Raw genomic sequence first — 25,988 nt, 5'->3', positions numbered from 1 at the left:
AGTCCTCGCTGTCGGGGGAACGTACTTGAAAGCGCAGGCATTCCCGCAGGCTCCCGCGGGCTCCCGCGGCGTCCCCGTGCGGCTTGCGGGCATCCCCGCAGGCTCCCCGTGAGCGTCCCCGCAGGCACCACCTCGTACGACCGTGATCCCCGCCGCATTCATACGACTGCGAGGCCCTCCCTGTGGACAACCGGCTCACCTGTCTCGGGCGACCTGGCAGCATGGCTGTGTGACAGCAGCAACGCACTCCCCCCTCTTCCCGCGGGTACCGGACTCGGCCGACGCGGTGCTCGAAGGGCTCGACCCCGAGCAGCGCGCCGTGGCGACCGCTCTGCACGGTCCGGTGTGCGTGCTGGCCGGCGCCGGCACCGGCAAGACCCGGGCGATCACCCACCGGATCGCCTACGGAGTGCGCGCCGGGATCCTCCCGCCGTCCAGTGTGCTCGCCGTCACCTTCACCAACCGTGCCGCCGGGGAGATGCGCGGCCGGCTGCGCCAGCTCGGCGCCGTCGGCGTCCAGGCCAGGACCTTCCACTCCGCGGCGCTCCGTCAGCTCCAGTACTTCTGGCCGAAAGCGATCGGCGGCTCCCTGCCCCGGCTCGTCGACCGCAAGATCCAGCTGGTCGCCGACGCGGCCGCCGCCTGTCGCATCAGGCTCGACCGGGGAGAGCTGCGGGACGTCACCGCCGAGATCGAATGGTCCAAGGTCACCCAGACCATCCCGGCGGACTACGCGTCCGCCGTCGCCAAGGCCGGCCGGGAGGCGCCCCGGGACCCCGCCGAGATCTCCCAGATCTACTCCACCTACGAGGACCTCAAGCGCGAGCGCGTCGTCATCGACTTCGAGGACGTGCTGCTGCTCACCGTCGCCGTGCTCCAGGACCGCGGCGACATCGCCGAGCAGGTCCGTGCCCAGTACCAGCACTTCGTCGTCGACGAGTACCAGGACGTCAGCCCGCTCCAGCAGCGTCTGCTCGAGCTGTGGCTCGGCGACCGGGAGAACCTGTGCGTGGTCGGCGACGCCAGCCAGACGATCTACTCGTTCACGGGCGCAACCCCCGATCACCTGCTCGACTTCCGTACCCGCCACCCCGGAGCCACCGTCGTCAAGCTGGTCCGCGACTACCGCTCCACCCCCCAGGTCGTCCATCTGGCGAACGGTCTGCTCGCCCAGGCCCGCGGCCGCGCCGCCGACCACCGGCTGGAACTGGTCTCCCAGCGCCCCCCGGGTCCCGAACCGGTCTTCACCGAGTTCACCGACGAGCCCGCCGAGGCCGAGGGCGTCGCGCGCCGCATCCGTGAGCTGATCGACGCCGGGACCCCCGCGAGCGGGATCGCGGTGCTGTTCCGCACCAACGCGCAGTCCGAGACCTACGAGCAGGCCCTCGCCGACGCCGAAGTGCCCTACCAGCTGCGCGGCGCCGAACGGTTCTTCGACCGCCCCGAGGTGCGCAAGGCCATCGTCTCCCTGCGCGCAGCGGCCCGCTTCGGCGGCAACGACGCGCTCCTCGACGACGCCCCGGACCTGCCCGCCCAGGTGCGCGCCGTGCTGTCGGGCGAGGGCTGGACGTCTCAGCCGCCGGCCGGTTCGGGCGCGGTGCGGGAGCGCTGGGAGTCACTGACCGCTCTGGCCCACCTCGCCCAGGACTTCGCCGCCGCCAGACCCGGGGTCACGCTCGCCGACCTCGTCGTCGAACTGGACGAGCGGGCCGGCGTCCAGCACGCCCCGACCGTGCAGGGCGTCACCCTCGCCTCACTGCACTCGGCCAAGGGACTGGAGTGGGACGCCGTCTTCCTGGTCGGTGTCGCCGAGGGCATGATGCCGATCACCTACGCGAAGACCGACGAGCAGATCGAGGAGGAGCGGCGTCTCCTCTATGTCGGCGTCACCCGTGCCCGTGAGCGCCTCCATCTCTCCTGGGCGCTCTCCCGTTCGCCCGGCGGCCGGCCCAACCGCCGTGCCAGTCGCTTCCTCAGGGGACTGCGCCCCGGTTCGCACGCCACCGCGGGAAGCGGCGGCGCGGCCGGTACGGGCGGTGTGGAGCGCGGCTCCTTCACGGCGGCGGCCGCCTCCCCCGTGCCGAGCGCGAGACGCAGGCAGTACACCCTGGCCCGCTGCCGGGTCTGCGGCCGCACGCTGACCGACGCGGGCGAGATGAAGCTGATGCGCTGCGAGGACTGTCCGTCCGAGATGGACGAGGGCGTGTACGAGCGGCTGCGCGAGTGGCGTGCCGACCAGGCGCGGCGCAGCGGGCAGCCGGCCTTCTGCGTCTTCACCGACAAGACGCTGCTGGCGATCGCCGAGACGGTCCCCGACGACGAGCACGGGCTCGCCAGGATCCCGGGTGTCGGGATGCGCAAGCTGGGCCGCTACGGGGCGGATGTTCTGGCCATCTGCGCAGGCCGTGACGTCGACGGGGATCAAGGTCAGGGCTGATACGAACTCGTCGAAAAAATAGTTTGCGCATGCCCCGGCAATCCCCATAGGTTCTTAGGCACGGGAACAGCGGCCTTCTCGGAGGCGCTGATTCCGTGTTGTACTTGCATATCCGCGGACTGGCTCACCCCAGTCCCCCGAGACGCCGAGAGGAGGCGAGTCCAGTGATCAGCATCAACACCAGCTCCATCGTCAAAATGACCGATCGCTCGGCCGTCTCCCTGTGCACCCTCGGCGCCTCCAACCAGGGCACCGGTCTGTCCGGCATTCGTGCCGCCCGCCTGGTGTCCTCCCTCGCTCCCGCGGCTTCGGCCGTCCGTGAGCGCGATGAGCGACCGACCAAGGCACTGGAAGCAGTAGAGGCACAGGCCCAGGCCTATGCCTTCGCGGCGGCCGGTGCCGGATTCCGGAAGCAGACGACGCAGCACCACCTGATGTGGGCCTTCCGTGGGCCAGAACCCTGGAGTGATCCAGCCTGATTCGATCAGGCCGGCGCCTTCAGGGCCGCGGAACCCCATCCGGGATCCGCGGCCCTTCTGTTTTCCCCGAACGGGGAGGCAGAGCAAGGCGCCTCGGGACAAGAAAAGAACCCGGTACCAAGCCGCCATCCGGCCGACCGGCCGGAAACGACCAGACGAGGAAGACGAACCGTGCAACTCGAAGCGCACGCCCCGTCCGTACCGCCTTCCGACACGATCCCCAAGCCCGGCTCCACGGAGGACCCGACCTTGACTCCGCTCACCGCGCTCACCGCGCTCGACGACGCCATCGAGAACCTCGGCGTACCCGTCCCGTGCCGCTCCTACGACCCGGAGGTCTTCTTCGCCGAGTCGCCGGCGGACGTCGAGTACGCCAAGTCCCTCTGCCGCACCTGCCCGCTGGTCGAGGCCTGCCTCGCCGGCGCCAAGGAGCGGCGCGAGCCCTGGGGCGTCTGGGGTGGCGAGCTGTTCGTCCAGGGCGTTGTCGTCGCCCGGAAGCGGCCGCGTGGCCGCCCGCGCAAGAACCCGGTCACGGCATGAACACCCCAGGAACGATCGACCGTCCCCTCACGCACGACCCCCAGAAGCAGGCCCCGATGATGCCGTCCACTCACGAGCCCGCCGGCTCCGCGACCGAAGACTTCACCACCAGTGGTGCGAACGACTCGCGCCAGAACAGGACCCGAGAGATGCAACTCATCCCAGAAGCCATGGCCCGTGCCCGAATGCACGAGCGCATGCAGGAGGCGCAGCGGGAGCGCCAGGCCGTGGGCCTGGTGACCGCTCGCCGGATGCAGCGCAGAGCCGAGCGTGCCTCCCGGCGCGCCCGCCGCGCGCTCGCCATCGCGGTCATGCAGTAACCGATCCGAAGCGGTGCCCTCTCCCGGTGGGAGGTCTCCAGCTCTCCCCCGGGGGCCGGTCCGTGCGAACGGACCGGCCCCCGGGGCACGTTTGCGGAGGCGGACCGTCCGGAACGGGGTTATGGTCGCCCGGTGACGAGTCATCACTTCGGTGACGGTGAGAACGACGGCTCCGCGGCCGAGCCGGAACCGCTGGTGTGTGCCCGCTGCGGCACCCGCGCCGAGGGCCCGAAGCCGACCTGGACCCTCTCCGTGGAGGACGGTGTCCGTCGCCACTACTGCGAGCGGTGTTCCCGCGACCACCTGCGGGCGATCGAGGGCCGTCTGGACCCGCAGTGGTGGTGAGGTTGGTAGACGCCGGCGGTGCCCCCGCCGCCCCCGGCGCGGGTCACGCCTGAGCGGCCGATTCCTCCGCCGTCGGCTCCTCCGGGACGAACGCCGGCAGCCACTCCTCCAACTCGTCCCGCAGCCGCACCGTCGCGTTCAGCTGGCAGAGCACGCCGATCGTGCTCAGGGTCACCCGGTGGATGAGGAAGTAGGCCGGGGGCAGGTTGAGCTGCTTGGCCAGTTGGGAAGCGGGGGAGCGGGGATCGGCTATCCGGGCCGCCTGGCTGCGGATCCAGCCGCGGGTGAAGGTGAACTCGTCCACCCGGGCCGGCTCGATGATCGGCAGGAGGTAGTCGAGCACGGCGTCGGGGTCCAGCTCTATGGACTCCTTGACGAAGCCCTCCGCGCACAGCATCTCGTAGACGGCCTCCGCCTCGCCGTCCAGCGTCATGCGCAGGGCCTCGCCGATCGGCTCGGGCAGTCCGCCCGGGAGCCGGTCGACGGTGCCGAAGTCCAGTACGCCGAGGCGCCAGTCGTCCTCGCCGTCCGGACCGCCGGGCAGCAGCCGGAAGTTGCCCGGATGGGGGTCGGCGTGCAGCAGTCCGGTGCGGGCGGGGCCGGAGAACAGGAAGCGGGCCAGCAGCTGTCCGGCCCGGTCGCGCTGTTCCTCGGTGCCGTCCGAGATGATCTCCGACAGCGGTACGCCGTCCATCCACTCGGTGATCAGGACCTGGTCGCACTGGTGGACCACGTCCGGCACCACGACGTCCGGGTCGTCGGCGAACTCCTCGGCGTGGGCCCGCTGGGCCTGCGCCTCCAGCCCGTAGTCCAGCTCTTCCGAGACCCGGTCCTTGAGCTCCGTGATCAGCGGCTTGACGTCCATGCCGGGGATCAGCGGACCGAGCAGACGGGCGAAGCGGCTCAGCTGGTTCAGGTCGGACAGCAGGGCCTCGCCCGCGCCCGGGTACTGCACCTTGACCGCCACCTCACGGCCGTCGTGCCACACACCCCGGTGCACCTGGCCGATGGAGGCCGCCGCGGACGGCTTGTCCTCGAACTCCAGGAACAGCTCGTGCCACTCCTCGCCCAGCCGCTCCTCCAGCACCGCGTGGACGGTGCGGGTCGGCATCGGCGGAGCCGCGTCCTGCAGCTTGGTCAGCGCCGCCCGGTAGGGCCCGGCGATTTCCTCCGGCAGGGCCGACTCGAAGACCGACAGGGCCTGGCCGAACTTCATCGCGCCGCCCTTGAGCTCGCCGAGCACCTTGAAGAGCTGCTCGGCGGTGCGCTGCTGGAGCTCGCGGCCGACGATCTCCGCGGACTCACCCACGATCCGCTTGCCGAGTCCCCAGGTCGCCCGCCCGGCGAAGCCGAGCGGGAGCGCGGCCAGCTTGGCGGTCCGGGTGACCGCCTTGCGGGGAAGATCAGACATGCGCCCTCCAAGTCCCTGCCGGCCGTCCCGCGTCCGCCTGACGGCGCCGCGCCTCCGACGGCCCGTGCACGGCCATTGTCTCGTGCGGGGGCCCCTCCCCGGAGGTGTGTTCTCCCTTACCTTTCTTCTTACCTTCCTCAGGGGCGGTCCCCGCCGCCCCGCACGGGCAGGCCGGGTGGGGCCCGACCTGCCGCGCATGCCAGTGCAGACCGGGTGCGGAGACCTCCCAGCGCGTGCCGGCGCTGGACGGAACATGGCCGTCCAGGAAGGCCAGCGCGTGCGCGGCCGCGAGTCCCGCCACCGTCGCGGCCAGCGTCAGGTCGCAGGCGCCCACCCGGCGCTGCCCGCCGGAGCGCCACTGGGCGGCCAGACGCGGCCAGGCGGGATCCTTGTCGGTGCGCTCCTGCTGGAGGCAGCCCGCACAGCTCGTCTCGCCGGGCAGGACGAGCGGACCGACCACACCGGTCCCCTCCACGACACCGGCATGGAGATGGGGTGTGCCCGAGGCCAGCAGGGTCTCGGTGGCCGACGGGTCGGGCGCGTGCACGGCGACGTCGTCCCGCGGGGCGAGGATCACCAGGCCGAAGCCGGGCTCGCCCTCGGCCAGGGGCGACCGGGCGCCGCGGCGGGGAGGGCGGTTTGGCCCGGCCCGGCGTACGACGCGCCGGGCCGCCTCGTCCCTGCGGTCGCCGACGGCCTCGGCGGGCAGTCCGCCCGGCGCGACGTCCCACGGCTCGACCCGCCCCACATCGCGCACGTCGACATCGCCCACCCCGGCCCCCGACAGCAGTGCCGCGAGGGTCGCGCCCACCCGGCCCGCGCCTCTCACCTGCACCCGCACACTGCCACGGGCCGCCAGCCGGCGAAGCGGATCGCCCGGCCCCGACGTCGTCAGGCTCAGCGAGGCCAGGTCCGGGCGGAGCCGCTCCAGGACCGCGGGCTTCTCCCGCAGGGCGTCGGCAGCCGGCCCGCCGCCCCGGGAGTCGTCCAGGAGCCCGGCCCGCGACAGCCGTCGTACCAGCCGGTCGACCTGACCGTCGGACAGGTCCATGCGCCGTCCCTCCTCCCGCAGGAGCTCGAGACCGCGGGTGCCGTCGAGCAGATCGAGGAAGCTGCCCGTGGCCGTGTCCACCGGACCCAGCGTCAGCGCGTGCGCCGGTGTCATCCCGAACTGCACGGTGTTGAGATCGCGCCAGCCGCGCCTGAGCGCGGGCTTGACCATCGGATGCATGACAGACCCCCGTATGTCCTGGACCGTCCCCTGGAACGGCCGGTCCCGCTCGTGGTCCGGCCGACGCATGCCAGCATGCCGGGACCTGCCGGAAGGCGCCGAAAGTTGTCCACAGGCGGGGGGATTCATCGTACAAATCCGGCGCACGGTGGGGGGATCACCGGCGAACCGTCCCGGAGCCAAGACTTCGCCGTGTGCAGCGGGTAACGTCGAGGCGTGCCCGCCGACCCACTGCACCGCTCCGGAAAACCACAGCGCAGCACGACGAGCCAGCCGACGAACGGCTCACGGGCGAGCGCGATCGAGGTCCGCAGGAGCACCCGCCGACGCAGAACGGTCTCCGCGTACCGCGAGGGCGACCGCACCGTCGTGCTCATCCCCGCCCGGATGTCGGAGGCGGAGGAGCAGCGCTGGGTCAACGTCATGCTCGACAAGCTGGCCGCCCAGGAGAGCCGGCGGGCGCTCGGGGACGCCGAGCTGGCCGAGCGCGCCCGGCGGCTGTCGGAGCAGTACTTCGACGGGCGGGCCCGGCCCGCGTCCGTACGCTGGGTGACCAACCAGAACACGCGCTGGGGGTCGTGCACCCCGGCCGAGGGGAGCATCCGGCTGTCGCACCGGCTGCGCGGCATGCCCGAGTACGTCGTCGACTACGTCCTCTGCCACGAGTTGGCGCACCTGCTGGTGCCCGGTCACGGGCCCCGGTTCTGGCGGCTGCTGGACGCGTATCCCCGGACCGAGCGGGCCCGTGGTTACCTCGAGGGGGTCGTCGCGGCCGACCGGCTTCCCCACCTGCTTCCGGACACGCGGGACGACTGAGCGCCGTCCGGGGTGAGCGCCCCGCAGGGCCGTGCGAGCGTTCTGTACCGGCTCTGTACCGACTTCATCCGGTGTCCGAGTTTGCCGTTAGCCTGGCGCGACGCACTCACATTCGGGATGGGGGACGGTCGTACGTATGGCCAGGGAATTCCAACGCGGCCACAAGGCCAGGATCAGTGACCTCACGACGGGGACGGATCTGTACGTAGGTGTGCAGATCTCCGGCCCGGGGCTGACCTTCGACATCAGCTGCTTCGGTCTCGACGCCGACGAACGGCTCTCGGACGACCGGTACTTCATCTTCTACAACCAGCCGAAGTCCCCCGAGGAGTCCATCCAGCTCCTGGGCGCCCAGGCGGGCGACACGGAGTCCTTCCGCGTGACGCTGGACCGGATCCCGCAGCAGATCAGGAAGCTGTCCTTCACGGCGACGCTCGACGGCGCCGGGCAGATGTCACAGATCGGTCCCGGGTACATCCGTATCGTCGCGGGCGGCGAGGAGGTCGCCCGCTACCCGTTCAGCGGCTCGGAGTTCTCCACCGAGCGGGCCGTGATGCTGGGCGACTTCTACTTCAAGGACGTGTGGCGCTTCGCCGCCGTCGGGCAGGGCTTCGACGGCGGACTCGACGCACTGCTGAGGAACTTCGGCGGTGAGGTGGCCGAGGAGGAGCCGGCCGCCGCGCCGCAGCAGCAGCCGCAGGCCGGCGCGGCCGCGCCCGGCTTCGCTCCGCCCGCCCAGGCCACCGCGCCGCCCGCGTTCGGCGCACCCGCCGGCGGTCCCGCCCCCGCCCCCGCCGTCCCGCCCGTCCCCGCCCCCGCTCCGGCCCCCGCGCCCCAGCCCGCCGCACAGGGCTTCGCGCCGCCGCCCGGCGCCACCCCGCCGCCGGCCCCCGCACCCCCCGCGCCGCCGGTGCACACCGCGCCGACCATCGTCGCGCCCCTGCACACCCCGCCCGGCGGCTCCCCGGTACCGCCCCCGGCGCCGGCGCCCGCGCCCTACGGCCAGCCGGGCCACCAGCCGCCGCCCTGCGGCCAGGCCGCCCCGCCGCCCCCGGGCTACCCCCAGCCCCAGGCGCCCGCCCCGCCGCCCGGCTACGGCCAGCCCACGCCCCCTCCCGGCTACGGCCAGCAGCCTCCGCCCGGCCACCTCCCGGGCCAGCAGGGCCACTACGGAGCACCGCAGGGCGTGCCCCAGGGCGCACCGCAGGGCGCCGGTGTGCTCGGCGCGCTCCAGCAGTTCAAGGAGACGCCCACCGGGCAGCGCTGGACCCAGCAGAACAAGAAGCTCGTCCGCGTGGACCTCGGCATCGGCGGTCAGCCGGTGCTGGCCCGCCAGGGCAGCATGGTGCTCTACCAGGGCAAGGTCGACTTCAGCTACAAGGGCGCCGGCTTCTCCGGCCGGATCGTGGGCAACGCCACCGGCCAGGAGATGCAGCTGATGCGCTGTACCGGCCAGGGCCAGGTGTTCTTCGCCGAGAACTCCACGATGCTGCACCCGATCGAGCTCCAGGGCGACGCCGTGTGCGTCTCCGCGGAGAACGTCCTCGCCTTCGACGAGGGCCTCCAGTACGAGGTCCGCCGCATCGAGGGGCACGGCATCCCCGGCGGCGCCCTGTTCACGATGCAGTTCCAGGGGACCGGCACCATCGTCGTGAAGACCCACGGCATCCCCGTGGTGCTGCCGGTCACGCCCACCACCTTCGCCGACTGCAACGCCGTGGTCGCCTGGTCGGCCGCCTCCCAGGTGGTCGTCTCCAGCCAGGTGCGGATGCGCCGCAACTCCTACCCCGGTGACACGGGCGAGAGCGTCAACCTCCAGTTCCGGGGCGCCCCCGGCAACTTCATCGTCGTCCAGCCGTACGAGATCTGAGGGAGCCCGTCATGAACCAGCCACTCGCGGGCTACGCCCCCGCCCCCGTCACCGCCCGCATGGAGAACCACGGCAACCACATGGCGAAGATCGCCATGCAGACCGGGAACGACCTCCTCGCGCGCGTCGGATCGATGGTCGCCTACGAAGGGTTCGTCCAGTACGAGCCCAACCCGCCGGCCGTGCGCCAGATCGCCAAGGACTGGCTCACCGGCGAGGGCGCGCCCCTGATGAAGTGCTCCGGCGACGGCCTGCTCTACCTGGCCGACTACGGCGCCAACGTCGTGGTGATCAACCTCAACGGCGACGGCATCTCCGTCAACGCCACCAACCTGCTCGCCTTCGACGCCCACCTCACGTGGGGCGTGGAGCGGGTCAAGGGCCTGGCGAAGTTCGCCGGGCAGGGCCTGTGGAACACCAAGATCTCGGGCCAGGGCTGGGTCGCGCTGACCTCGCGCGGCAAGCCGATCGTCGTGGACTGCGGTGGCGGCGACGACGAGACGTACGTCGACCCGGACGCCCTGGTCGCCTGGTCCCCGAACCTCAAGGTGAAGGGCAAGCGCAGCTTCCGCGCCCAGTCGCTGATCGGCCGCGGCAGCGGGGAGGCCTACCAGATGGCCTTCTCCGGCCAGGGCATCGTCGTCGTCCAGCCCAGTGAGGACAGCACCGACCGTCTCCGGGTCCGGGGCTGAGGGGGAGCAACCACACCATGCAGAGCCCGCTTTTCGCCCACAACGACCAGCAGACCCAGGAACGCTGGAGCCTGCAGAACAAGCAGATGCTCCGCGTCGCCCTGGAGGGCCACGACGACATCCTGGCCCGCAAGGGCACGATGGTCGCCTACCAGGGACTCGTCGAGTTCGACGCCGAGTACCAGAGCAACGACCAGTCGCGCGCGCGTGCGCACACCGGTGAGGGCCTGGACCTGATGCGCTGCCACGGGCAGGGCACGGTCTACCTCGCCAACCTCGCCCAGCGCATCCACGTCATGGAGGTGGAGCAGGACGGCCTGACGGTCGACAGCAGCTACGTCCTCGCGATGGACTCCTCGCTGCACCACGAGGTCATCGCCGTCGACAGCCTGTACGGCATCTCCGGCTCCGGGAAGTACCAGCTCAACATCACCGGCCGCGGCAGGGTCGCGCTGATGACCTCGGGCATGCCGCTGCTGATGCAGGTGACCCCGGACAAGTACGTCAACTGCGACGCCGACGCGATCGTGGCCTGGTCCACCTCGCTGCGGGTGCAGATGCAGGCCCAGACGCACTCCTCCGGAGTGTGGCGGCGCCGCGGCAGCACCGGTGAGGGCTGGGAGCTGAGCTTCATGGGCACCGGCTTCGCGCTCGTCCAGCCCAGCGAGCTGCTGCCGCCGCAGAACGCCCAGATCGGCGGCGGCGTCGCCGCGCAGTACGGCATGGGCCAGCAGGGCGCCCGGAGCCAGAACCAGGGCAACGCCTGGAGCTGACCGGGGCCCCGCACCACCGGGCACGACAGCAGAGGTAAGAGGCGGCAGAGGTAAGAGGCGGCAGAGGTAAGGGGCGGCCGCGATGGCGGTCGCCCCTTACGCGTCCCTCAGAGGCCCAGTCTCGCCCGGGTCGCCCCGACCAGACGGCGGACCGACGCGTCGGCCACCTCCGCCACCTCGTCGTAGGCGAACCAGCGCAGGTCGAGGGACTCGTCGCTGATCGCGTGCACGGCGTCCGGCGCGGCCACGGCCGCGTACTGGACGTCGTAGTGCCAGTGGCAGGGCGGCGGGATCGGGTGCCGGTCCAGCCGCACGGGTCCGCCCGCGAGGAGCGTCAGACCGGCGATGCCGGACTCCTCCGTCGCCTCCCGCAGGGCCGCCGCGGCGACGGTCGCGTCGCCGGGCTCGCAGTGGCCGCCCATCTGGAGCCACATCCGCAGCTTGCGGTGCAGGGTCAGCAGCACCCGGCCGCGCTCCGGGTCCACGACCAGGGCGCTCGCCGTGACATGGCCCGCGTGGCAGGACTTCCACATGCCGTCCGGGTGGGCGGCCAGATGGTCCAGGTAGGCCCGGCGCAGCTCGGGCTGGTCCTCGTACGCCTTGAGTACGAGGACCGCGTCGTCGTGCAGGCTCACTCGGTGCCGTCGCCCCTGTTCTCGTCCTCGCCCTCGTCCTTCTTCCTGAGGTCGGGCCTGTCGGCGGCCTCACCGAGCATCTTGTCCAGCTCGGAGAAGTCGATCTGCTCGCGGTGCACGAAGCCGTCCGGGTCGTCCAGGTCGGTGGCCGTCGGCAGCATGTCCGGGTGGGCCCACAGGGCGTCCCGGCCGTCGACCCCGCGCGCGTCGGTGAGCGAGGCCCACAGGCGGGAGGCGTCGCGCAGCCGGCGCGGGCGCAGCTCCAGACCGATCAGCGTGGCGAACGTCTGCTCCGCCGGACCGCCCGAGGCGCGGCGGCGCCGCAGCGTCTCGCGCAGCGCGTCGGCCGACGACAGCCGCGGCTTGGCGGCCGCGTGCACCACCGCGTCCACCCAGCCCTCGACCAGCGCGAGCGCCGTCTCCAGACGGGCCAGGGCCGCCTTCTGCTCCGGCGTGTCCTCCGGCTGGAACATGCCCTGCTGGAGGGCCTCCTGCAACTGCTCGGGGTTCTGCGGGTCGAACTGGCCGACCACGTCCTCCAGCTTGCCGGTGTCGACCTTGATCCCGCGCGCGTAGCCGTCGACCGCGCCGAAGAGGTGCGAGCGCAGCCACGGGACGTGCGCGAACAGGCGCTGGTGGGCCGCCTCGCGCAGGGCGAGGTACAGCCGCACCTCCTCCTGGGAGACGCCCAGGTCCTTGCCGAACGTCTCCATGTTCAGCGGCAGCAGCGCGGCCTTGCCGGCCGGACCGAGCGGGAGGCCGATGTCGGACGAGCCGACGACCTCACCGGCGAGCACGCCGACGGCCTGCCCGATCTGCGTGCCGAACATGGCACCGCCCATGGACCGCATCATGCCGATCAGCGGGCCGGCCATGGCCTGCATCTCCTCCGGCAGGACATCGCCCATGGCGTTCCCGACGCGCTCGGCGACCGGGTCGACCAGCTCCCGCCAGGCCGGCAGGGTGGCCTCGACCCACTCCGCGCGGCTCCAGGCCACGGCCGAGTGGGCGCCCGACGGCAGCGAGGTCGCGTCGTCCAGCCACAGGTCGGCCAGACGGACGGCCTCCTCCACCGCCTTGCGGTCGGCGGGGCCGACGCTCGCGTCCTTCGAGCCCGACGGGGTGCCCTGGGACACGGTCTGCCGGGCGATCTGCTTGGCCATGTCCCAGTTCACCGGCCCGCCCTCGTAGGAGAGCATCTGGCCGAGCTGCTGGAACGCGGCGCCCAGGTCGTTGGGGTTCAGCGACCCGAACATCGCGGCGAACGGATTGTCCGCGCCCGGGCCGCCAAAGCCTCCGGCTCCGGACATGCCGAAGCCGAACGGGTTGGCCGGGCCCTGACCACCGCCGCTCTGCGGGTCCTTCTTCTTGCCCTCGTCGCCGTCGTCCGGCTCCTCCGGCGGAAGGCCGAATCCGAATGGGGTGTCACTCACGGGTTTCCTCGGCTGGTAGGGCCACCGGTTCTTTCCGGCGGCACGGCTGCCCGACAACACCACCCAGCGTAGACACCTGAAGCGGTTCGGGCCTCGGTGCTTCGCCGACAGAGGGCCTGCGGCAGGATGGATGCCACCTGGTACGTACGCGTCGCCCGCGCTCGTACTGAAGACAACCTCTGGAGACGCCCGGTGAGTTCCCCAGATCCGCAGGTTCGCGCAGCGCGAAACCAGTCAACCAGTCCCGCGGCGCGCGGGCCCGTCGTCGCGGTCACCGGCGCCGCGTCCGGCGTCGGCGCGCTGCTCACCGGGCGGCTCGCCGCCTCGGAGGAGGTCAAGCAGGTCATCGCCATCGACGAGCGGCGCGGCGAGTGCGCCGAGGCCCGGTGGCACATCCTGGACGTACGGGATCCGGCCATCGCGGACAAGCTGCGCGGGGCCGACGTGGTGGTCCACCTGGCTCTCGACCTCGACCTGGAGACCGACGCCGCCGCCCGAACGGCCTACAACGTACGGGGCACGCAGACCGTGCTGACCGCCGCCGCGGCCGCCGGCGTGCACCGGGTGGTGCTGTGCACCTCGACGATGGTCTACGGGGCGCTGCCGGACAACGAGCTGCCCCTTTCGGAGGACGCGGAACTGCGGGCCACGGCGGAGGCCACGGGCGTCGGCGACCTCCTGGAGATCGAGCGGCTCGCGCGCCGTGGACCGCGGGCGCACCCCGGACTCAATGTCACCGTGGTCCGCCCGGCCGTCCTGGTCGGCGGCACCGACACCGCGCTGACCAGGTATTTCGAATCGCCCCGGCTGCTCGTGGTGGCCGGATCGCGGCCCGCGTGGCAGTTCTGCCACGTCGACGACCTGTGCAGCGCCCTGGAGTACGCCGTGCTGGAGAAGGTCGACGGCGAGCTGGCCGTGGGCTGCGACGGGTGGCTGGAGCAGGAGGAGGTCGAGGAGCTGAGCGGGATCCGGCGGATGGAGCTGCCCTCGGCGGTCGCGCTCGGCGCGGCGGCCCGGCTGCACCGGATCGGGCTCACCCCGTCCCCGGCCGGTGACCTGGCGTACACGATGTACCCCTGGGTGGTGAGCGGGAGCCGGCTGCACGACGCCGGGTGGCGTCCCGCGTACACCAACGAGGAGGTGCTGGCGGAGCTGCTGGAGGAGGTCTCCGGGCGGCACACGGTCGCCGGCCGTCGGCTGGGGCGCAAGGACGCGACGGCGGCGGGCGCCGCGGGAGCGACCGTGGCCCTGCTGGGCGCGGCGGCGGTGGTGCGCAGGGCACGGAAGGCCCGGCGGCGGATCTGACCACCCCCGGAGCCGTCGCGGGGACCCCCGCGGGAGGTCCCGGGCGGGCCGCGCTCGTAGGAGGTTCCGAACGGGCACGCGCGGGTGCGGGCGATCACGCCATTCCGCGTTGTCGGCCCGGTGGGGCACGATGGGGACATGGCATCCACGCACGATCACCCCGGCGAGCAGGCCGCACAGGACCCCATCAAGCTGATCGCGATCCGTGACACGGCCCTGTCCGTGGACGAGGTCCTCCGGGCCGTAGGGGACGACGCGGCCGGCGGGACGGCGCTGTTCGTGGGGACCGTGCGCAACCACGACGGGGGAGCCGACGTCGAGCAGCTCGGCTATTCGTGCCACCCGAGCGCCGAGGACGAGATGCGGCGGATCGCCGAGAAGGTCGCCGCCGAGTACCCCGTGCGGGCGCTGGCCGCGGTGCACCGGGTGGGGGACCTCGGGGTCGGGGACCTCGCCGTCGTCGTCGCCGTGTCCTGCCCGCACCGGGGGGAGGCCTTCGAGGCCTGCCGGAAGCTGATCGACGACCTCAAGCACGAGGTGCCCATCTGGAAGCACCAGAGGTTCGCGGACGGCACCGAGGAGTGGGTCGGCGCCTGCTGACCTCCGGTTGCGTAACCGCACCCCTGGCGTGAGCGTTGTCACTGCGGATGGTTAATCTGCTGATCAGTCAGTTGCGGACGCTCATGGGGTTGGGAGGTCGGCATGGCGGCGCTTGCCTGGTTGCTGATTCCGCTGGTGGCTGCGATCGGCGCGGGACTCTGGGGCAGTTGGGCCAACAGGACCCGCAAGGTGCGGAGCGACGGACCCGAACTCATCGGTTACGCCCGATTCCGCGAAGCCATGGAGCGGCCGCGCTCGGGTGGCTGAGGGCCGGGGAGCAGCGGGCCGTCGGTGTCACCGGCGCGTGGGGCCGCCCGTCCGGGCGGCCCTGACGGTGTGCTGACAGACCCGTCCCGTACTGTCGATGCATGCCACGCCGCACTGCGACGATGCTCGCCTCCACCCTGATGCTGATCGCGCTCCTGTGCGCGGGAGTGTTCCTTCCCGTGCCCTACTCGGAGATGTCCCCGGGGCCGACGGTGAACACGCTGGGTGACCACGACGGCGAGCCGGTGCTGCAGATCGCCGGGCGCAAGACCTATCCGACGGACGGTCATCTCAACATGACCACGGTGCGGGTCACCAGCGCCGACTACCGGATGAACCTCGTGGAGGCCGTCTACGGCTGGCTCGCGCACGACAACAAGGTGGTCCCGCACGAGACCCTCTACCCCGACGGCAAGACGGAGGAGGAGTCCACTCAGGAGAACGCCGAGGAGTTCAGCCAGTCCCAGGAGAGCGCCAAGGTCGCCGCGCTGAAGGAACTCGGCGTCCCGGTGGAGTCCTGGGTGATCGTCTCCACGGTCGTCAAGGGATCCCCGGCCGAGGGCAGGCTGCACGCGGGCGACGTGATCAGAACCGTCGACGGCAAGGCGGTGAAGGAGCCGGGCGACGTCGCCGAGCTGGTGACGGAGCACAAGCCCGGCGAGGACGTCGTCTTCACGATCGTGCCCGCCAAGGAGCAGGCCGCCGCCGAGAAGGAGAAGCGGGCGCCGAAGAAGACCGAGCGGATCACGATCACCACCGCGACCTCCGAGGACGGCGGCGAGAAGCGGGCCATCGTCGGGATCTCCGCCGGGACCGACCACACCTTCCCGTTCACCATCGACATCAAGCTCGCCGACGTCGGCGGGCCGAGCGCGGGGCTGATGTTCGCCCTCGGCATCTACGACAAGCTCACCCCGGGCAGCCTGACCGGCGGTGCCTTCGTCGCCGGCACCGGCACGATCGACGACGACGGCAAGGTCGGGCCGATCGGCGGGATCGAGATGAAGACGGTCGGCGCGCGCGGCAAGGGCGCCCAGTACTTCCTGACGCCCGCCGACAACTGCGCGGCCGCCGCCAAGGACACCCCCGAGGGCCTCACCCTGGTGAAGGTGGACACCATCGACGACGCCCTGGCCGCCCTGAAGGACATCCGTTCCGGCGACACCGACGGCCTGCCGGAGTGCACGGCCTCCTGACGGCCCCCTGACCGGGCCGGCTACTCCTCGAACGTCGCCTGCAGGGCCTCCGCCAGACCGGGCACCAGGTCGGAACCGGTGAGGACCTCCGTGGGGGAGTCCTTCGAGCGCAGCCGGAGAGCCGACTCGCGGGCGCCGTCCCGCAGCACCGCGACCGTCATGCGGACCTCCTGACGCTCCGGGTGCCGGGCCACCCACTTCGTCAGCGCGGCCTCGTCCAGGTCCTCGGGGACCTGCGCCTCCGCGGACGGCGGCAGCATCAGCCGCTCCACGGTCAGCGCGCAGCCGGCCACCGCGTCGGGCCAGGCGATGGTGCCCAGGAACTCGTCCAGCGGCTTGCCCCTGGGAATCTCGTCCTGCTCGATCGGGGTGAAGGCGGTCGTCTCCTGCTCGCCGTCCGGACCGAGCCGGCCCGCGAGCGAGGGCTGCTCGGCCCGCAGCCGGGCGGTGTCTACGAGGGCGAACAGACGGGCGGGCTGGTCCCAGCCGAGGCCGGAGGCGTACTCGTCGATCTCGAGCACGGCCCGGGTGAGCGGGCTCGCCGCCATGGGTGTGTTGGACATGGTCACAATCCTCTCTCGTTCCTGGCCCGAATCGGGAACCGAGTAAAGCGTGAGTAAGTTGCATAGGTGTGGGCCCGCGATCACGGGGGGCCACGCACGGCTCGTGAAGACGCGGGCTCGACCAATCAACAGCGAACTTCGAGGTGCCTACCTTGGCTTTCCAGATGCCGGACCGCGGCGGAGGCCCGACGGGGCCACGGATCAGAGTGGGCCGCCCGTCCCGGCGGGTCCGGACCCTGCTCATGACACTGGGCGTCCTGGCCGTCCTCGGCATGGTGTTCACCATGTTCGCGGGCTTCTGGACCGACTGGCTGTGGTACCGCTCGGTCAACTACTCGTCGGTGTTCACGACGACCCTGTGGACCAAGATCGGACTCTTCTTCGTCTTCGGTCTGCTGATGGCCCTCGCGGTCGGCTTCAACATCTGGCTGGCACACCGGATGCGGCCGCCGCTGAGCGCCATGTCGATGGAGCAGCAGAACCTCGACCGGTACCGGATGGGCATCGCCCCGTACAAGAAGTGGCTGCTGCTCGGGATCACGGCGCTGGTGGGCCTGATCGCCGGCGCCTCGGCGTCGAGCCAGTGGCGCACCTGGCTGATGTGGGTCAACGGTGTGCCGTTCGGCCAGAAGGACCCCCAGTTCAAGCTGGACGTCTCCTTCTACGCCTTCGACCTGCCCTGGTACCGGTTCCTGCTGGGCTTCGGCTTCGCCGCCACGATCCTGGCGCTGATCGCCGCCGCGCTCACCCACTACCTGTACGGCGGGCTGCGCATCACCAGCCCGGGCGCGCGGGCCACGGCCGCGGCCACCGGGCACCTGTCGGTGCTCCTCGGTGTCTTCGTCGCGCTGAAGGCGGTCGCGTACTGGCTGGACCGGTACGGACTGGCGGTGAAGTCCAGCGACTTCAAGGCGACGGACAGCTGGACCGGCCTGCGCTACGTGGACGCCAACGCCTATCTGCCGGCCAAGACGATCCTGTTCTGCATCGCCGTGATCTGCGCGCTGCTGTTCTTCGCCACCCTGTGGCGGCGCACCTGGCAGCTGCCCGTGATCGGCTTCGGCCTGATGGTGCTGTCGGCGATCCTCATCGGCGGCCTCTACCCGGCGATCGTGCAGAAGTTCCAGGTCCAGCCGAACGAGCAGGCCAAGGAGGCGCCGTACGTCGCGAAGAACCTCAAGGCGACGCGTGAGGCCTACGGCATCGACGACTCGCAGGTCACGGAGTACCCGGGGACGAGCCAGACCGAGGACAAGACCCAGCTGCGGGACGACGTCTCCGACACGGCCAGCATCCGGATCATGGACCCGAACATCGTCTCGCCGACGTTCCAGCAGCTCCAGCAGATCAGGAACTACTACGCGTTCCCGACCAACCTGGACGTCGACCGGTACACCAAGGACGGCAAGGACCAGGACACCGTCATCGGTCTGCGCGAGCTGAACCTCGACGGCATCCCCAAGCGGAACTGGATCAACGACCACTTCCGCTACACCCACGGATACGGGGTCGTCGCCGCCGAGGGCACCAGCGCCGACGCCGGCGGCCGTCCGGAGTTCACCGAGTCCGACCTGCCGTCCAAGGGCGACCTCGGGTCGTACGAGCAGCGCGTCTACTACGGCGAGCGGACGACGACGTACTCGATCGTCGGCGGTCCCCAGAAGGAGATCGACTACTCCGACGACAGCGGCGAGAAGACGTACAGCTACGAGGGCGACAGCGGCGTCAGTCTCTCCAACCCGGTCAACCGGGCCGCCTACGCCGCCGCGTTCAGCGAGCCGCAGATCCTGTACTCCGGCGCGATCGGGGACGGCTCGCGGATCCTGTACAACCGCACGCCCAAGGAGCGCGTCGAGGCGATCGCCCCGTGGCTGACCATCGACGGCGACGCCTACCCGGCGGTCGTGGACGGCCGTATCCAGTGGATCGTCGACGCCTACACCACCACCAACGGCTATCCGTACGCGTCGCGGACGACCCTCGGTGACACCACGGCCGACTCGCTGACCGCCACCAACGACCAGCGCGCGGTGGTGGCCCAGCAGAACCAGGTCAACTACATCCGCAACTCGGTGAAGGCGACCGTCGACGCGTACAGCGGCGAGGTCAAGCTCTACCAGTGGGACACCCAGGACCCCGTCCTGAAGACCTGGATGAAGGCCTTCCCGGACACGGTGCAGCCGAAGACCGAGATCTCCGGCGCGCTGATGGCCCATCTGCGGTACCCGCAGGACCTGTTCAAGGTGCAGCGCGAGCTGCTGACCCGCTACCACGTGAAGGACGCCACGACGTTCCTCTCCGGCAGCGAGGTGTGGCAGGTGCCGGACGACCCGACGAACAAGACGGGCGACGCGGTGCCTCCGTACTACCTGAGCATGAAGATGCCCGACCAGAACGAGCAGACCTTCTCGCTCACCACGACGTTCACACCGAACGGCCGTGACAACCTCAGCGCCTTCATGGCGGTGAACGCCGATCCCGGCACCGAGGACTACGGCAAGATCAGAGTGCTGAAGCTGCCGACCAGCACCACGGCGGCCGGACCCAAGCAGATCCAGAGCCAGTTCAACTCCGAACAGGACATCGCCGAGTCGATCAGGCTGCTGAGAGGCGGCGACTCGGAGGTCGAGTACGGCAACCTGCTGGCCGTCCCACTCGACGGCGGACTGCTGTACGTGGAGCCGGTCTACGTCCGCGGTGGCGGCCTGAAGTACCCGCTGCTGCGGAAGGTGCTGGTGACCTACGGAGGCCAGACCGCGTTCGAGGACACCCTCGAGCAGGCCCTGGACAAGATCTTCGGAGGCGAGGGCGCGGCCACCGAGCCACCACCCGGCGAGGACGAGGGAACCGGTGAGGACGAGGGCACCCAGCCACCGCCCACCTCCGACAACCCCACGGTCCAGGAGGCGCTGAACGACGCCCAGGAAGCCTTCGAAGCCGGCCAGGAAGCCCTGAAGAAGAACGACTGGGAGGCCTACGGCCAGGCGCAGAAGGACCTGGAGGACGCCTTGCGCAAGGCCGAGGAGGCCCAGTCGGCCGAAGGGGGCGGCGGTGCCGGCGGCGGGGACGGCAGTCCCAGCCCCGACGCGAGCCCGAGCAGTTAGCGAGCAGGCTGGTCAAAGGCCCCTCCCGCGCCGTGCTACGGTTGCAACACAACGGCGCGGGGTGGAGCAGCTCGGTAGCTCGCTGGGCTCATAACCCAGAGGTCGCAGGTTCAAATCCTGTCCCCGCTACTGACGTCGCGTGAGCGACACCACGAAGGCCCGGATTCCTTGAGGAATCCGGGCCTTCGTGGTGTGCGAACGCATGTGCTGTGGGCAGGCGACCGCCGTGCCGCCGACGGGAGTTGGGCGATCTGTGTTTGACTTGTCTCTCTGTGGGCATGTCGACAAAACGCTGAAGTGACCTCACTGGCTGCGGTATACCAGGTGTACCCAGGTTGCAGGTGGTGCGACGATGGATGTTATGGGGGACAAGGGAACTCTGTTCGAGACCGGGCGTTTTGTGCAGTCCTCCCCTCGGGAGGAACCCCGTGACGAGACGGGTGAGGCCGCCGACGAGGCGGCCGAGGAGCTGCGTCGGAGGCTTGCCGCCGAGGCCGGTGACGTCGAGGCGATGAGCGTCCTCGGCGCCATGCTGCTGCGTCGCGGTGATCTCGACGGGGCCGAACCCCATCTGCGTGCCGCCACCGCCGCGGGCGACCGCGCGGCCGCCAACAACCTGGGCGTCCTGCTGCACCAGCGGGGCTACGCCGACGAGGCCGCCGGGTGGTGGCGGATCGCCGCCGTCGCCGGTTCCACCGCGGCGGCGCACGCGCTCGGCCGCTACCACCGGGAGCGCGGCGACGAGCCCGCCGCCGAGTACTGGCTGCGCCAGTCCGCCGAACAGGGCCACACCCTTGCCGCGTACGCCCTCGCCGACCTGCTGGAACACCGCGGGGACGCGGCCGGGGCGGAGCGCTGGATGCGGGCCGCCGCCGAGCGGGGGCACCGCGAAGGGGCGTACCGGCTGGCCCGCGCGCTGGACCGCAAGGCCGCGCGGGAGGACGACGACGGCGTCCCGCCGGTCGCCGAGGCCGAGCAGTGGTACCGGCAGGCCGCCGCGCGCGGACACCGCAGGGCCGCGCTGCACCTCGGCGCGATCCTGGAGAAGCGCGGCGAGCTCAAGGAGGCCGGCCGCTGGTACCTGACCTCCGCCAAGGACGGGGAGGCGCGGGCCGCCTGCGCGCTCGGCTTCCTGCTGCGCGACGCCGGGGACACGGCGAACGCCGCCGTGTGGTGGCTGCGGGCCGCCCAGGACGGCGACGGCAACGCGGCCAACGCGCTGGGCGCGCTGCACGCGGAGCGGGGCGAGACCCAGACCGCCGAGCGCTGGTACCGGGCCGCGATGGACGCCGGCGACGTCAACGGCGCGTACAACCTCGGGCTGCTCTGCGCCGAGCAGGGCCGCACCGCCCAGGCCGAGCAGTGGTACCGCCGGGCCGCCTACGCCGGTCACCGCGAGGCGGCGAACGCGCTGGCGATCCTGCTGCTGCGGGCCGGGGACGAGACCGGCGCGGAGCCGTGGTTCTCCAAGGCCGCGGAGGCCGGCAGCGTGGACGCCGCCTTCAACCTCGGCATCCTGCACGCGGGCCGGGGCGAGGAGCGGGCCGCCCTGCGGTGGTACGAGCGCGCGGCGGCGGCCGGGCACACGGAGGCGGCGCTCCAGGTCGGCATGGCGCGGCTGCGGGACGGTGACGAGAGCGAGGCGGAGCGGTTCCTGCGGTGCGCCGCGGGCGGCGGCAGTGCCGAGGCCGCGTACCGCCTGGCGGCCGTGCTTGACGCCCGCAGGCCGCCCGAGACCGCGCACGAGCTGGGCGAGCCGGTGAACCGGCGCAGCGAGTGCGAGGAGTGGTACGAGCGTGCGGCCTCCCAGGGGCACCGCCGCGCCCAGGTGCGCGTCGGGATGCTCGCCGCGGCCCGCGGTGACGTCGTCGAGGCGGCCCGCTGGTACCGGGAGGCGGCCGAGGCCGGTTCCCGCAACGGCGCCTTCAACCTCGGCCTGCTGCTGGCCCGTGAGGGCAGCGAGCCCGAGGCGGCCGTGTGGTGGACCCGCGCGGCCGACGCGGGACACGGCCGTGCGGCACTGCGCCTCGCGCTGGTCTACGCGCGGCGCGGCGAGCTGGCCGAGGGGCAGAGCTGGGCCGACCGGGCGGCGGCCCTGGGCCCCGCCGCGGTGACCGAGCGCGCCACCCGTCTCCGCGACGCCCTGCGCCAGGAACTGTCGGCGTGAGACGGCGCCAGGCGGCCGCCGGAGAAGCGATTTGCTTCTGTCCGCGTCCTTGACGTAACGTTGCATTCATCGACGCGGGGTGGAGCAGCTCGGTAGCTCGCTGGGCTCATAACCCAGAGGTCGCAGGTTCAAATCCTGTCCCCGCTACTGAAGTCCGAAGGGCCGGAATCCGAAAGGGTTCCGGCCCTTCGGTGTGCGCGCGGCGGTCATCGGGCCGGTGCGGGACGACGGCGAGCCCCGGCACCCAGGGTGCCGGGGCTTTCGCCGCGAAGTCGTCTACGCCCCCGCGCAGTTCGGGCAGAGCCCGCGGTACGTCACCTCGACGTCGGAGACCGTGAAGCCGAAGCGCTCCGTGTCCGGGAGGTCGGCCAGCGGGTTGCCGGTCGGGTGGACGTCGCGGATCGCGCCGCAGCGCGCGCACACCAGGTGGTGGTGCGGGCGGTGGGCGTTGGGGTCGTAGCGCTTGGCGCGCTTGTCCGTGGCGACCTCCAGCACCTCGCCGAGCGAGACCAGCTCGCCCAGGGTGTTGTAGACGGTCGCCCGGGAGATCTCGGGCAGCTTGGCGACAGCCCTGGCGTGCACCTCGTCGGCCGTCAGGTGGACGTGTTCGCCGTCGAGGACCTCGGCCACGACACGGCGCTGCGCGGTCATCCGCCATCCACGTCCGCGGAGCCGTTCCAGAAGGTCACTCATAGGCACCAGCCTAACAGCAAGGGGACCAGGTCCCGAATGGGTGTGACTTTGGAGCTTTACTTGACTTAGACATTGTCCATTGTAGGATCGGGATCGGCTTTAGCCAAGGACCAGGTTGGTCCGGTGATGACGCAGGAGGCGCACGTGACGCAGGGACCGCTCACTACGGAGGCCGGTGCCCCGGTTGCCGACAACCAGAACAGCGAGACCGCGGGCGTCGGCGGCCCGGTCCTCGTTCAGGACCAGCTCCTCCTGGAGAAGCTGGCCCACTTCAACCGCGAGCGCATCCCGGAGCGTGTGGTGCACGCCCGCGGCGCCGGCGCCTACGGCACCTTCACGGTGACCGCCGATGTCACGCGGTACACCAGGGCCGCGTTCCTCTCCGAGGTCGGCAAGCAGACGGAGACCTTCCTGCGCTTCTCGACGGTGGCCGGCAACCTGGGTGCCGCGGACGCCGTGCGCGACCCGCGCGGTTTCGCGCTGAAGTTCTACACCGAGGAGGGCAACTACGACCTCGTCGGCAACAACACCCCGGTGTTCTTCATCCGGGACGCCATCAAGTTCCCCGACTTCATCCACACCCAGAAGCGCGACCCGTACACCGGCTCGCAGGAGGCGGACAACGTCTTCGACTTCTGGGGCCTGTCGCCCGAGTCCACGCACCAGGTGACCTGGCTCTTCGGTGACCGCGGCATCCCGGCGTCCTACCGCCACATGGACGGCTTCGGCTCGCACACCTACCAGTGGAACAACGAGGCGGGCGAGGCCTTCTGGGTCAAGTACCACTTCAAGACCGACCAGGGCATCAAGAACCTGACCGCCGAGGAGGCCGAGATCCTCGCGGGCAAGGACCCCGACTCCCACCAGCGGGACCTGCGCGAGGCCATCGAGCGCGGCGACTTCCCGTCCTGGACCGTCTCCGTGCAGGTCATGCCGGCGGCCGAGGCGGCGACGTACCGCTTCAACCCGTTCGACCTGACCAAGGTCTGGCCGCACGCGGACTACCCGCTGATCGAGTTCGGCAAGCTGGAGCTCAACCGCAACCCGGAGAACATCTTCGCCGAGGTCGAGCAGTCCGTCTTCAGCCCCGCCCACTTCGTGCCGGGCATCGGTCCCTCCCCGGACAAGATGCTCCAGGGCCGCCTCTTCGCCTACGGCGACGCCCACCGCTACCGCGTCGGCATCAACGCCGACCACCTGCCGGTGAACCGCCCGCACGCCACCGAGGCGCGCACCCACTCCCGTGACGGCTTCCTCTACGACGGCCGCCACAAGGGCGCGAAGAACTACGAGCCGAACAGCTTCGGCGGCCCGTTCCAGACGGACCGTGCGCTGTGGCAGCCCGTCGCGGTCACCGGTGTCACCGGGGAGACGGTCACGCCCGTCCACGCCGAGGACAACGACTTCGTACAGGCGGGCAACCTGTACCGGCTGATGTCGGAGGACGAGAAGGAGCGCCTGGTCAAGAACCTGGCGAACGCCATCTCGGGGGTCACGCGCGACGACATCGCCGACCGCGCGATCAACAACTTCCGCCAGGCGGACGAGGACTTCGGCAAGCGGCTGGAGGCCGCGGTCCAGGCCCTGCGCGGCTGATTCCAGCGCTGGACCGCTTGTCGGAAGACGGGCCGGATTCCCATTCGGGGTCCGGCCCGTCGCGCATGTCACTACGCCGGGACGTGCTGGGCCCGCTGCCGCTCCGGTGCCCAGCAGCGGATGATGTCGCGGACCGAGACGACACCGGCGGGCCCGCCCCGGTCGAGCACGATCAGATGGCGGAAACCGCCGTGGGTCATGGCGGCGGCGGCCTCCTCCAGGGTCCAGGACGGGGCGGCGAAGACGACGTCGGTGGTGGTGTGCGCGTGGGCGCGCTCGGTGTCCGGATCCTGGCCGAGGCCCAGGGAGTTGAGGACGTCCCGTTCGGTGAGGATGCCGATGCCGGTGCCGTCGGGGTCGAGGACCACGGCCGCGCCCACCCGGCGGGCGGACATCAGGGCGGCGGCCTGGCGGAGGGTGTGGGCGGGGCCGATGGTGAGGACCACGGTGCTCATGGCGTCACGGACGAGCATGGATGGAGCCACCTCCTGGCGGAAGCCGCGAGGCAGGCGGGGACGGGGCCCGCCCGTTCACGGTTCACACATTCACAAGTGGGGGGACTCTCAGAGTGGCAGGCACCGCGGGGGTCAACAAGAGGGCGCGTGCGGCCGGTTGGGGGCGCGCACGCGGAACACGGGCCCGCCCGGCGCGTCCTGCCGGGCAGGCCCTCACGCCTCAGTAGCGCTGGTTCAGATAGCCCAGCAGTTCGTCGTGCAGCAGGCCGTTCGAGGCGGCCGCGTTGCCGCTGTGCGGTCCGGGGCGGCCGTCAAGCCCGGTGAAGGTGCCGCCGGCCTCCGTGACGACGATCGCGGTGGCGGCCATGTCCCAGAGCGACAACTCCGGTTCGGCGCACAGGTCGACGGACCCCTCGGCGACCATCATGTACGGCCAGAAGTCGCCGTACGCGCGGGTGCGCCACACCTCGCGGGTCAGGTCCAGGAAACCGTCCAGCCGGCCCTGCTCCTCCCAGCCGCTGAGCGAGGAGTACGCGAAGGAGGCGTCGGAGATCTTGGAGACCTTCGAGACCCGCAGCCGGGTGGCCGACGACAGGCTGCGGCCGGCGAAGGCGCCGTGCCCCCGCGCGGCCCACCAGCGACGGCCGAGAGCGGGCGCGGACACGACCCCCACGACCGGCTGGAAGCCCCCCTCGCCGGCTTCCATCAGGGCGATCAGCGTCGCCCACACGGGAACCCCGCGGACGTAGTTCTTGGTGCCGTCGATCGGATCGATCACCCAGCGCCGCGGCCCCGTGCCCTCCACCCCGTACTCCTCGCCGAGCACCGCGTCTCTCGGGCGGGCGCGCTGGAGGTGGCCGCGGATCAGTTCCTCCGCGGCCTTGTCGGCCTCACTCACCGGCGTCATGTCCGGTTTGGTCTCCACCTTGAGGTCGAGGGCCTTGAACCGGTCCATCGTCGCGGCGTCGGCGGCGTCGGCGAGGACGTGGGCGAGACGCAGGTCGTCGAGGTAGTCGGGCATGCAACGAACGGTATCCGCCGAGGTCGCCCCGGGGCCACC

The 25,988-nt window shown here is 71.4% G+C and carries 24 protein-coding genes and 2 tRNA genes; 18 read left to right on the top strand and 8 right to left on the bottom strand.

Annotated features, from left to right (window positions below; genetic code table 11):
* Positions 1-229: 229 nt before the first annotated feature.
* The 5 genes from FHX78_RS11560 (at position 230) to FHX78_RS11540 (ending at position 4,121) form a co-directional block, all read left to right on the top strand.
* Entirely contained in the window at positions 230-2,437 is a 2,208-nt protein-coding gene (locus tag FHX78_RS11560; protein WP_189908522.1) for an ATP-dependent DNA helicase UvrD2, read from the top strand.
* 164 nt (positions 2,438-2,601) lie between these two features.
* Positions 2,602-2,916 carry a hypothetical protein gene (locus tag FHX78_RS11555; RefSeq protein ID WP_167531741.1) on the top strand — a complete coding sequence of 105 codons (315 nt, stop codon included), beginning with the start codon at positions 2,602-2,604 and terminating at the stop codon, positions 2,914-2,916.
* 171 nt (positions 2,917-3,087) lie between these two features.
* Positions 3,088-3,456: a WhiB family transcriptional regulator gene (locus FHX78_RS11550; RefSeq protein WP_004983671.1), complete on the top strand. Its 369-nt coding sequence runs from the start codon at positions 3,088-3,090 to the stop codon at positions 3,454-3,456.
* Positions 3,453-3,776, top strand: a complete 324-nt coding sequence (locus FHX78_RS11545) for a hypothetical protein (protein ID WP_145867352.1) — start codon at positions 3,453-3,455, stop codon at positions 3,774-3,776. Before FHX78_RS11550 ends, FHX78_RS11545 begins: the two co-directional genes overlap by 4 nt.
* A gap of 132 nt (positions 3,777-3,908) precedes the next feature.
* Positions 3,909-4,121 carry a hypothetical protein gene (locus tag FHX78_RS11540; protein WP_145867351.1) on the top strand — a complete coding sequence of 71 codons (213 nt, stop codon included), beginning with the start codon at positions 3,909-3,911 and terminating at the stop codon, positions 4,119-4,121.
* Between the two features lie 43 nt (positions 4,122-4,164).
* On the opposite strand, the gene FHX78_RS11535 is transcribed toward FHX78_RS11540, so the two are convergent.
* Both FHX78_RS11535 and FHX78_RS11530 read right to left on the bottom strand, forming a co-directional pair.
* Positions 4,165-5,532, bottom strand: a complete 1,368-nt coding sequence (locus FHX78_RS11535; RefSeq protein ID WP_145867350.1) for an ABC1 kinase family protein — start codon at positions 5,530-5,532, stop codon at positions 4,165-4,167.
* The gene (locus FHX78_RS11530) at positions 5,525-6,763 is read right to left on the bottom strand and encodes a TOMM precursor leader peptide-binding protein (RefSeq protein WP_145867349.1); all 1,239 of its coding nucleotides are present in this window, start codon (positions 6,761-6,763) and stop codon (positions 5,525-5,527) included. Before FHX78_RS11530 ends, FHX78_RS11535 begins: the two co-directional genes overlap by 8 nt.
* Positions 6,764-6,979: 216 nt before the next feature.
* Between FHX78_RS11530 and FHX78_RS11525 the strand changes: the two genes are divergently transcribed.
* From FHX78_RS11525 to FHX78_RS11510, 4 genes are all read left to right on the top strand, one after another.
* Positions 6,980-7,579, top strand: coding sequence for a M48 metallopeptidase family protein (locus FHX78_RS11525; RefSeq protein WP_145867348.1), 600 nt, complete (start codon positions 6,980-6,982; stop codon positions 7,577-7,579).
* A 136-nt stretch (positions 7,580-7,715) separates the two neighbouring features.
* A complete protein-coding gene (locus FHX78_RS11520; protein WP_145867347.1) occupies positions 7,716-9,449 on the top strand; it encodes a TerD family protein in 1,734 nt (577 codons plus the stop codon).
* Between the two features lie 11 nt (positions 9,450-9,460).
* Complete coding sequence (locus FHX78_RS11515) at positions 9,461-10,141, top strand: AIM24 family protein (RefSeq protein ID WP_073932368.1); 681 nt, start codon at positions 9,461-9,463, stop codon at positions 10,139-10,141.
* A gap of 17 nt (positions 10,142-10,158) precedes the next feature.
* Positions 10,159-10,914 carry an AIM24 family protein gene (locus FHX78_RS11510; RefSeq protein ID WP_145867346.1) on the top strand — a complete coding sequence of 252 codons (756 nt, stop codon included), beginning with the start codon at positions 10,159-10,161 and terminating at the stop codon, positions 10,912-10,914.
* Positions 10,915-11,021: 107 nt separating this feature from the next.
* On the opposite strand, the gene FHX78_RS11505 is transcribed toward FHX78_RS11510, so the two are convergent.
* Positions 11,022-11,549 (bottom strand): NUDIX hydrolase, encoded by a 528-nt coding sequence (locus FHX78_RS11505; protein ID WP_145867345.1) that lies wholly within the window; start codon positions 11,547-11,549, stop codon positions 11,022-11,024.
* A complete protein-coding gene (locus tag FHX78_RS11500; RefSeq protein WP_145867344.1) occupies positions 11,546-12,982 on the bottom strand; it encodes a zinc-dependent metalloprotease in 1,437 nt (478 codons plus the stop codon). The genes FHX78_RS11505 and FHX78_RS11500 overlap by 4 nt, the downstream gene beginning before the upstream one ends.
* 192 nt (positions 12,983-13,174) lie before the next feature.
* On the opposite strand from FHX78_RS11500, the gene FHX78_RS11495 reads away from it, so the two are divergent.
* From FHX78_RS11495 to FHX78_RS11485, 4 genes are all read left to right on the top strand, one after another.
* Positions 13,175-14,287 carry an SDR family oxidoreductase gene (locus FHX78_RS11495; RefSeq protein WP_145867343.1) on the top strand — a complete coding sequence of 371 codons (1,113 nt, stop codon included), beginning with the start codon at positions 13,175-13,177 and terminating at the stop codon, positions 14,285-14,287.
* A 138-nt stretch (positions 14,288-14,425) separates the two neighbouring features.
* On the top strand, positions 14,426-14,887 hold the full coding sequence (locus FHX78_RS11490; RefSeq protein ID WP_145867342.1) for a molybdenum cofactor biosynthesis protein MoaE: 462 nt from the start codon (positions 14,426-14,428) through the stop codon (positions 14,885-14,887).
* Between the two features lie 102 nt (positions 14,888-14,989).
* Complete coding sequence (locus FHX78_RS36735) at positions 14,990-15,154, top strand: hypothetical protein (RefSeq protein WP_167531740.1); 165 nt, start codon at positions 14,990-14,992, stop codon at positions 15,152-15,154.
* Positions 15,155-15,255: 101 nt separating this feature from the next.
* Positions 15,256-16,350, top strand: coding sequence for a YlbL family protein (locus FHX78_RS11485; protein ID WP_145867341.1), 1,095 nt, complete (start codon positions 15,256-15,258; stop codon positions 16,348-16,350).
* A 20-nt stretch (positions 16,351-16,370) separates the two neighbouring features.
* Here FHX78_RS11485 and FHX78_RS11480 read toward each other — a convergent pair whose 3' ends face one another.
* Complete coding sequence (locus tag FHX78_RS11480; protein ID WP_244403706.1) at positions 16,371-16,913, bottom strand: PPA1309 family protein; 543 nt, start codon at positions 16,911-16,913, stop codon at positions 16,371-16,373.
* A 164-nt stretch (positions 16,914-17,077) separates the two neighbouring features.
* Between FHX78_RS11480 and FHX78_RS11475 the strand changes: the two genes are divergently transcribed.
* The 4 genes from FHX78_RS11475 (at position 17,078) to FHX78_RS11460 (ending at position 22,331) form a co-directional block, all read left to right on the top strand.
* The gene (locus tag FHX78_RS11475; RefSeq protein WP_229923870.1) at positions 17,078-20,017 is read left to right on the top strand and encodes a UPF0182 family membrane protein; all 2,940 of its coding nucleotides are present in this window, start codon (positions 17,078-17,080) and stop codon (positions 20,015-20,017) included.
* A gap of 55 nt (positions 20,018-20,072) precedes the next feature.
* Positions 20,073-20,146: transfer RNA gene (locus FHX78_RS11470), tRNA-Met, on the top strand.
* A gap of 223 nt (positions 20,147-20,369) precedes the next feature.
* On the top strand, positions 20,370-22,184 hold the full coding sequence (locus FHX78_RS11465) for a tetratricopeptide repeat protein (protein WP_189908524.1): 1,815 nt from the start codon (positions 20,370-20,372) through the stop codon (positions 22,182-22,184).
* 73 nt (positions 22,185-22,257) lie between these two features.
* A tRNA-Met gene (locus FHX78_RS11460) sits at positions 22,258-22,331 on the top strand.
* A gap of 129 nt (positions 22,332-22,460) precedes the next feature.
* Here FHX78_RS11460 and FHX78_RS11455 read toward each other — a convergent pair.
* On the bottom strand, positions 22,461-22,877 hold the full coding sequence (locus FHX78_RS11455) for a Fur family transcriptional regulator (RefSeq protein ID WP_078992818.1): 417 nt from the start codon (positions 22,875-22,877) through the stop codon (positions 22,461-22,463).
* A gap of 144 nt (positions 22,878-23,021) precedes the next feature.
* Between FHX78_RS11455 and FHX78_RS11450 the strand changes: the two genes are divergently transcribed.
* Positions 23,022-24,473 (top strand): catalase, encoded by a 1,452-nt coding sequence (locus tag FHX78_RS11450; RefSeq protein ID WP_208766186.1) that lies wholly within the window; start codon positions 23,022-23,024, stop codon positions 24,471-24,473.
* A 71-nt stretch (positions 24,474-24,544) separates the two neighbouring features.
* On the opposite strand, the gene FHX78_RS11445 is transcribed toward FHX78_RS11450, so the two are convergent.
* On the bottom strand, positions 24,545-24,946 hold the full coding sequence (locus FHX78_RS11445) for a CBS domain-containing protein (RefSeq protein ID WP_145867336.1): 402 nt from the start codon (positions 24,944-24,946) through the stop codon (positions 24,545-24,547).
* Positions 24,947-25,148: 202 nt separating this feature from the next.
* Entirely contained in the window at positions 25,149-25,949 is an 801-nt protein-coding gene (gene hisN, locus FHX78_RS11440) for a histidinol-phosphatase (protein ID WP_145867335.1), read from the bottom strand.
* Positions 25,950-25,988: the final 39 nt, after the last annotated feature.

It is taken from the genome of Streptomyces capillispiralis (genome assembly GCF_007829875.1).
Classification (GTDB): Bacteria; Actinomycetota; Actinomycetes; order Streptomycetales; family Streptomycetaceae; genus Streptomyces; species Streptomyces capillispiralis.
The sequence above is the reverse complement of the archived record's forward strand: the minus strand, read 5'-3'. Positions and strand labels throughout refer to the sequence as shown.